The sequence below is a fragment of the Streptosporangium sp. NPDC002544 genome (genome assembly GCF_040295965.1).
In the GTDB taxonomy this organism is placed as follows: Bacteria; Actinomycetota; Actinomycetes; order Streptosporangiales; family Streptosporangiaceae; genus Streptosporangium.
Genome location: NZ_JBEOWJ010000066.1, coordinates 20,509 through 27,235, shown reverse-complemented (window position 1 = coordinate 27,235; position 6,727 = coordinate 20,509). Strand labels below are relative to the sequence as shown.

6 protein-coding genes and 1 riboswitch are annotated in these 6,727 nt (G+C 71.3%); all 6 genes read right to left on the bottom strand.

Annotated elements, in window-relative coordinates; translation table 11 throughout:
* Nucleotides 1-107: 107 nt before the first annotated feature.
* A complete protein-coding gene (locus ABT061_RS47580; RefSeq protein ID WP_350930324.1) occupies nucleotides 108-1,235 on the bottom strand; it encodes a glycosyltransferase family 4 protein in 1,128 nt (375 codons plus the stop codon).
* Nucleotides 1,232-2,509 (bottom strand): M48 family metallopeptidase, encoded by a 1,278-nt coding sequence (locus ABT061_RS47575; protein ID WP_350930323.1) that lies wholly within the window; start codon nucleotides 2,507-2,509, stop codon nucleotides 1,232-1,234. Before ABT061_RS47575 ends, ABT061_RS47580 begins: the two co-directional genes overlap by 4 nt.
* Before the next feature lie 211 nt (nucleotides 2,510-2,720).
* The gene (locus ABT061_RS47570) at nucleotides 2,721-3,545 is read right to left on the bottom strand and encodes a hypothetical protein (protein ID WP_350930322.1); all 825 of its coding nucleotides are present in this window, start codon (nucleotides 3,543-3,545) and stop codon (nucleotides 2,721-2,723) included.
* Between the two features lie 253 nt (nucleotides 3,546-3,798).
* The gene (locus ABT061_RS47565; RefSeq protein ID WP_350930321.1) at nucleotides 3,799-4,350 is read right to left on the bottom strand and encodes a C40 family peptidase; all 552 of its coding nucleotides are present in this window, start codon (nucleotides 4,348-4,350) and stop codon (nucleotides 3,799-3,801) included.
* 82 nt (nucleotides 4,351-4,432) lie between these two features.
* A riboswitch (cyclic di-AMP (ydaO/yuaA leader) is annotated at nucleotides 4,433-4,592 on the bottom strand.
* 343 nt (nucleotides 4,593-4,935) lie between these two features.
* Complete coding sequence (locus ABT061_RS47560) at nucleotides 4,936-5,634, bottom strand: class I SAM-dependent methyltransferase (protein ID WP_350930320.1); 699 nt, start codon at nucleotides 5,632-5,634, stop codon at nucleotides 4,936-4,938.
* A 72-nt stretch (nucleotides 5,635-5,706) separates the two neighbouring features.
* Nucleotides 5,707-6,684, bottom strand: a complete 978-nt coding sequence (locus ABT061_RS47555) for a C40 family peptidase (RefSeq protein ID WP_350930319.1) — start codon at nucleotides 6,682-6,684, stop codon at nucleotides 5,707-5,709.
* Between the last annotated feature and the right edge of the window lie 43 nt (nucleotides 6,685-6,727).

The window sequence follows — 6,727 nt, the reverse complement described above, 5'->3', positions numbered from 1 at the left end:
TCTCGCAAGGCGGAGGAGGGAGCCGCAGCGTGCTGCGGTGACCGACGACAACGCGGCGAGGCGCCGCCTGGGCGACCGCGGTAGGCAAAAGATCCGCAGGACGGGGCCTAGTCGGGGGCCTCCACGGACTCCAGAACGCGGGCGAAGCGGGAGGCGGCGAGCTCCCAGCTCCACTCGCGCGCGACCCACTCGCGCCCGCGTTCACCCATGGCACGTGCTCCGGCCGGATCCTTGAGCAGGTCGACCAGGGTCGCCGTGACCTCGTCCGGACGGGTGCCGTCGACGACCAGGCCGGTCTGCCCGCGTAGCACGGCGTCGGGGGCGCCGCCCGAGGAGCCCGCCACCACGGGCAGCCCGCTGGCGGACGCCTCCAGATAGACGATGCCGAGCCCCTCCACGTCGATACCGCCCAGGCGGGTACGGCACGGCATGGCGAACACGTCGCCCGCTGCCAGGTAGCCGGGCAGCGCGGCCTCCGGCACGGGGCCGGTGATCTGGACCGAGCCGCCCATCGGCCTGGCCAGCCGCTCCAGGGTCCTGCGGTACGGGCCACCGCCGACGATCAGGAGCATCGCGTCGGGAACGTCCCGCAACACGCCGGGCCAGGCTCGCAGCAGCGTGTCCTGGCCCTTGCGCGGCACCAGCCTGGACAGGCAGAGCACCACCGGCCGCTCTCCCAGTCCGAGCGCCGCGCGTGCCTGCTCTCTCCCGGCCTCGGGCGCGAACACCTCGGTGTCGACGCCGGGCGCGAGCCGCACCAGCTTGTCCTCGGGTATCACCCTGGCCAGCCGCTGCCGGGTGTACTCCCCCAGGTAGGTGACCACGTCGGCGTGCGCGCCGATCCTGGCGAGCACCCGGCGGCCGATCGGGAGCGCCGTCCAGCCCGCCTCGTGGCCGTGGGTGACCATGACGACGCGGCGGACCCCGGCCTCGCGCATCCTGGGCGCGAGCAGCCCGAGCGGTGCCGCCGCCCCGAAGACCACGGTCTCGCAGCCGAACTCGGCGATCAGTGCGGCCGCCCGGCGGGCGACGGCGGGGGTGGGCAGCATCAGCGAGGTGGGGTGCCGCACCACGGGGTAGGGCTGCCGCAGGTCGAAGTCCTCGCTGCCGGGCCACTGGGGGGCGTAGACGACGACCGAGCCGGGCGGGCGGCGGGCGATGAGACCGTACACGAACGACTGGATCCCCCCGGCGCGGGGCGGGAAGTCGTTCGTGACCACCAGCGTGCGCCTCATGGCTCGGAGAGACCGTTCAGCCGGGCCCAGGAGCGCGCCAGCGCGATACGCTGCGGCGCGCTGGGATGCGAGGCGTAGAGCACGTACTCCACGAGGTCGGGCGACAGATCCGAGATGTTGGTGACCGCCAGCCGTTTCTGCATGGCGGCGAACGTCGCCGGATCCCTGGTCAGGTCCAGCGCGTGGACGTCCGCACGGGCCTCGATATGCCGGCTCACCAGGTTCTGTGCCGGTCCTGACAGCACCGTGGCCAGGCTGAGCAACCCCATGACCAGGCCCACCGCCCTCGGATCGCCGATGGAGGAGATCCCCGCGCGGCGCCGCACGACCCCCGCCGAGGTCACCACGTAGAGCAGGCACGCCCCGAACGCCGCGCCCAGAGCTCCGACGAGCGTACCGGAGAGCACGTCGCCCGCCTTGGCGTGACCGAGCTCGTGCGCGACCACCAGCTCGACCTCGTCGGCGGGCGCCCGGAGCAACGTGTCGTAGACGACGATCCTGCGGGTCGCGCCGAATCCGGAGACGTAGGCATTGAGCGCGGTGGTCCGCCGGGAGGCGTCGGCGACGAGCACGTCCTCCACCGGCACGCCGTCCCTGGCGGCCATGGCGAGCAGGTCGTCGCGGAGTTGTCCGGCCTCCATCGGCCTGAAGTCGTTGAAGATCGGCTCGATGAGCACCGGATAGGCGAAGGAGGCCGCCACCGTCAGCGCGAACGCGCCGGCCGCCGCCGGGATCCACCAGCGCCGGTAGCGCCGCGCCAGCGCGACCACCGCCAGAACCATGATCGCGGTCAGCGCGGTGCCGACACCGATGCTCTTGATCCGGTCGACGGTCCAGGTCGGCCAGGTCTGGGTGGACAGCCCGAAGTCGCGCAGGTAGGTCTCCGACCACATCCCCAGCGGCCAGCGCAGCATCGCGACGGCCACCGACAGCGCCAGCACGCCGAGCAGCGCCCGCAACCACCACGGCCCCCGCAGCCGGCCGACGAGCCGCGCGCCCAGCGGGGTGCCCACCAGCACCCCCGCCACCACCAGCGTCAGGCCGAGGGAGAGGTAACCCGGTACGCTGACCAGCTTGTCGAACGCCTCGGACCTGGCGATCTGCTCGGCCGTGAAGTCGCGGGCCGGATCGGGGACGACCGCCGGGGCCCCCTCGGGCAGCGCCCGCCAGGGCGTGGTGAACGCCACGACCGCCAGCGTGACCACCCCCAGCGCGGCCAGCGCCCACCCCGCCGGCCGCACGCCCGAGGGCGCGTCCGTCGTACTCAGCGTCATCAAACACCTCCAGCGTGGAGCCCGAACCCGGGGCCCCGTCCTTTGGATCTTCTGCCTGCCGCGGTCGGCCGGACGGCGCCTCGCCGAGTCGTCACCGGTCACCGCGGCACGCCGCGGCTCCCTCCCGTGCCTTGCGAGGCACCCGCCGACCACTCCTCGCCACGGCGAGATCCGCCAGGTGAGCCCTGGACCGGGAAAGGACACAAGGATGTCAGGCGAGTTCCTTTCCGAGGTAGTCACGCCACGCCACGGTGAGTTGGGCAGGCGACAGGCCGAGCGTGCCGGCGACATCGCCGCCGTAGAGCCTCACCAGAGCCTTCTCGCCGAAGCGCTCCGCGATGAACCGGCAGGCGAGCCAGGCCTCCTCGTACGCCTGCGCGAGCCGCGGGGCGCCGGGGGCGAAGTCGGCGGGACCGGGGAGACGGGCGGGCAGGACTCCGGCGCGCACCTCGGCGGCCAGTTCGGCGGCGGCCGTCCGCACCGGGATCCCGGCATCGCGGTAGCCCACGTAGTCGGCGAAGCCCTCCGACAGCCACATCGGCACCCGGCCGCCACGGGTCGCGCCGGTGGCCACGTGCACGAGCTCGTGCGTGATCACCACGTCCCCGCCGGTCGTGCTGAGCCTCGCGTAGCCCGAGGGCAGGACGATCACCCGGTCCGCGGTCGCCATCGCGGCCAGGCCCCGGGTGCTCTCCGCTCCGGCGAGTGCCGCGGCCTCGGTGTCGGTGGCGGGGAACAGGATCACCGCTCGGACCGGCCCCCAGATCGCCGCGACCGCGCGGCGGGCCCGGTCGGCCCTGGCGGCCAGGTCCCGCAGGACGGCGGGCGCGACGTCGTGGCCGATCACGAGGGAGTGCTCGCCCCGGACGACGACGGCGGCACCGGGCCACAGGTCGCGAAGGCCGACGGGGAGTTCTCCGGCGCGGTGGAGAGGGCCGGCTCCGGCCAGGAGAGGTCCCGTCCCGGCCAACGGGCCCACGCTCATCAGCGCCAGCATCCCGGCGAGCACGGTGCGGCGCCCCTTCGGGACGGACATAACGATGTGATGCTAGCGGAACGCGGGCCGGCGCTCCGGCCTTCGGGCCGGGGGTGAAGGCCCGCGCGGGAGTGCCCGCCGGGGCGCGAGCGTGCCCTGACCTGCCGTGTTCTGCCGCCGGAGCGGAACGTGATCCGGTGGCGCGGATCCGCGCCGGCCCAGGCCGCCGGCCACGCGCTCGCGGCCTTCGCCGGAAACGGAGCGGCCCCGTCCCCGCACATGTGAGGAACGGGGCCGGCGCCCCTGCCCGGGCTCAGGCTCCGGGCCGGACCGCTCCGGCGAAGGAGGACCTGTAGTACCCCTCCAGCTTCACGATCCGGACCGTCTTGCCACTGCTCGGCGAGTGGACCATCCGGCCCTTGCCGACGTACATGCCGACGTGGCCCTTTCCACTGAAGAACATCAGGTCACCGGGGCGCAGGTGGCTCCACGAGACCTTCTTCCTGATCGCCCGGTACTGGCTGTGCGTGATCCGGGGGATGGACACGCCCGCCTTGCGCCAGGCGTATTTGACGAGCCCCGAGCAGTCGAACGCGCCGGGACCGGAGGCACCCCACCGGTACGGATCGCCGACCTGCTTCTTGGCCGTCGAGACGGCCTTGCGAGCCCGAACCTTCTGCAGGGCCGCCCTGCTCATCTTGGTCTTGACCTTGGTACCGGCCTTGGCCTTGTGCACGGTTCTCTTCGTGCTCTCGGCCTGCTCGGAGACTCCGGCCGCGGTGTTGACCAGGATCTCAGGGGTGCTGTCCGTCGTCGCCCTGGCCGCCGTCGGCCCCAGGGTGACCGCTCCGGCTGAGGCGGTCAAGGTGAGGGCGATGCCGCCGAGGGAAAGGCGGAAAAGGCGCGACAGACGGGTGTTACACGGGGTGGTAGACAGGATTTCTCCTTGGTGCTTCCACTGATGCCTACCGGGTTAGCTGACGGGTTCGGGCTTGGAAGATGCCCTACGGCGCAAATGCGCTGATTCACCCCTGGCCACGCTGTGTCGGGCCTTTTGGGTCCCCGGTTCCATGCCTCCTGGCTGCATAGATTCGGCGGGCCGCCGCGATGAGGTCCGTCCCCGGCAGGGGAACGGCGGCCGGTTGGATTTCTATAGGGACACCGGCCCGAAGACCGACATTCACCGCGACGGCATGGCTTGCACGTCGCGAGGCCAGAAGTTACCCCGATCTCCAACCTTCGGCAAAGCATTCGCCAAACAAGAAGATCAATAAGTCTTCGTGATCTTCCTGTTACCCCTGCTTAATGGCCATTTATGCCATTGAGATATGACTCTCGTCACACTCCCGGAATGACGCTCGACAAATCGCGATTTCTGTAATGTTCATCACATTTGCCATAATTCACGGTTGAAGCCGCGAGGGTGCCCTCTCCCGCCGCGGAGCACGGGTCAGCGCCGGACGCACGTGTAGGCGCCGTAGATCGATTCCCTGAAGTCCGCCTCGACGATCTCGAACCCGGCGGCGTCGAACATCGGCTCGAGAAGCCACCGGAAGGTGCTGTACTCGGTGCGCAGATGCTCGGCGTAGTCCTCGCGGGTGTAACCCAGCGCGGGATCGTCGGCCGCGCCGTCGAGCCAGCGGCCGAGCACGGCGTCGGCCTCGGCCGGCCGGAAATCGAAGATCAGGTCGCGCAGGCGCAGGACGCCCCCCGGCCGTAGGATCCGCGCGATGCGGTCGAGTGCGACCGCCTTCCAGAAGTCGGGGAGCTGATGGAGGGCGTGACGGGTGTAGACCGCGTCCGCGGGTGGCCCGGCGTGCTCGTAGGAGAGAAAGCCCGCCCGCACGCATTCGAGGTTGGCCAGGCCGTCCTCGGCGGCCCGGACGGTCAGGAAGTCGTGCATCGCCGGGGAGACGTCGACCGCCACCACGCGCCGGAACCGCCGCGCCGCGGCCAGCGCGAACTGCCCCGTCCCCGCGCCGAGTTCCACGACCGTCGCCGTCTCCCCCAGGCCGCGCCCGGCGAGCGCGGCGAGGTCCTCCCCCGGATCGGGCCTGCCCTGCTTGCGGTCGAACCCGGCGACGAACGCGGCGTCGAGGTGCTCGGGACCGGCATGGGCGAGTTCGTCGAGCATCCATGAAGTGATCATGTTCCGATGCTGGCAGCGCCACCGCGCGCGACGCACCCGGTTTTCCGGCCGCCGGGACCCGCGCACCGCGCGTCAGGGGCGGACGGCTCCGACGAGGCGACGGCCGTAGGCCGAGAGCGGGACGACCTTGACGACGTCGCCGGTCTGCGGGGCGTGCACGATCTGCCCGTTGCCCGCGTACATGCTGACGTGGCCCAGGCCCTCACTGAAGATGAGGTCGCCCGGCTGGAGGTCGTTCAGCGAGACCTTGCGGCTGGTGCCCCAGCTCCACTGCTCCCAGGTGGTACGGGGGAGGCTGACCCCTCCGCTGCGCCAGGAGGCCTGGACCAGGCCCGAGCAGTCCCAGCCGCCAGGCCCCGTGCCGCCGTACTGGTAGGGCTTGCCGACCTGCGCGAAGGCGAACTGCAGGGCGGCGCGGGCGTTGCCCGAGGCGGGGCCGCTGTACTGGATCCCGGTGCTCTCGGGGTTGCCCGTCTTGAAAACGTTGAGTTCGCGCAGGATCTTCGTCTGAGCCCTGACCATCTTGTCGGCCTTGGCCTTCTCCTTGGCCAGCTCGTCGCGCGTCTCGTCGGCCTCGCTCAGCGCGCCCTTGGCCAGGTTCCTGTTGAGCCGCAGCGCCTTGGTGGCCTCGTCGAAGGCACTCAGCGACTGGGCCCGGGAGGCCGACATCTGGTCGACCGAGGCCAGGCCGCTCAGCAGCGCGCCGGGGTCGGCCTGGTAGATCATGCCTTCCCAGCTGTTGACCGCGCCGAACTGGTAGGTGCTGACCGCCATCGCGACGAGCTCCTTGCGCAGCCCGGCGACCTGCTCGCTCTGCCGGGCGAGCTCGCTGTTCAGCGTCACGTACTTCTTCTTGGCCCGCTTCCACTTCTCCGAGGCCTGGTTGTACTTCTCGACGATCTGGTCGGCCTGCTCGTTGAGCTTCTCCAGCTTCTTCTTGGCCTGGGCGAGTGTCGGCTTCGGCTCCGCGGAGGCCCCGCTCACCGGCACCATCAGCAGCGCGAGGGCGAGCCCGGCCGCCACCGGTATCCGAATGAGTCCAACCGGCATACCCGCCACGGCCACGTCAACGCCTCCAGACTGCACAGACCTG

Bases quoted from the DNA above. Each gene is read 5' to 3' on its own strand.
- ABT061_RS47560 (WP_350930320.1), bottom strand. From the start codon at position 5,634: ATGATCACTTCATGGATGCTCGACGAACTCGCCCATGCCGGTCCCGAG.
- ABT061_RS47575 (WP_350930323.1), bottom strand. From the start codon at position 2,509: ATGACGCTGAGTACGACGGACGCGCCCTCGGGCGTGCGGCCGGCGGGG.
- ABT061_RS47570 (WP_350930322.1), bottom strand. From the start codon at position 3,545: ATGTCCGTCCCGAAGGGGCGCCGCACCGTGCTCGCCGGGATGCTGGCG.
- ABT061_RS47555 (WP_350930319.1), bottom strand. From the start codon at position 6,684: ATGCCGGTTGGACTCATTCGGATACCGGTGGCGGCCGGGCTCGCCCTC.
- ABT061_RS47580 (WP_350930324.1), bottom strand. From the start codon at position 1,235: ATGAGGCGCACGCTGGTGGTCACGAACGACTTCCCGCCCCGCGCCGGG.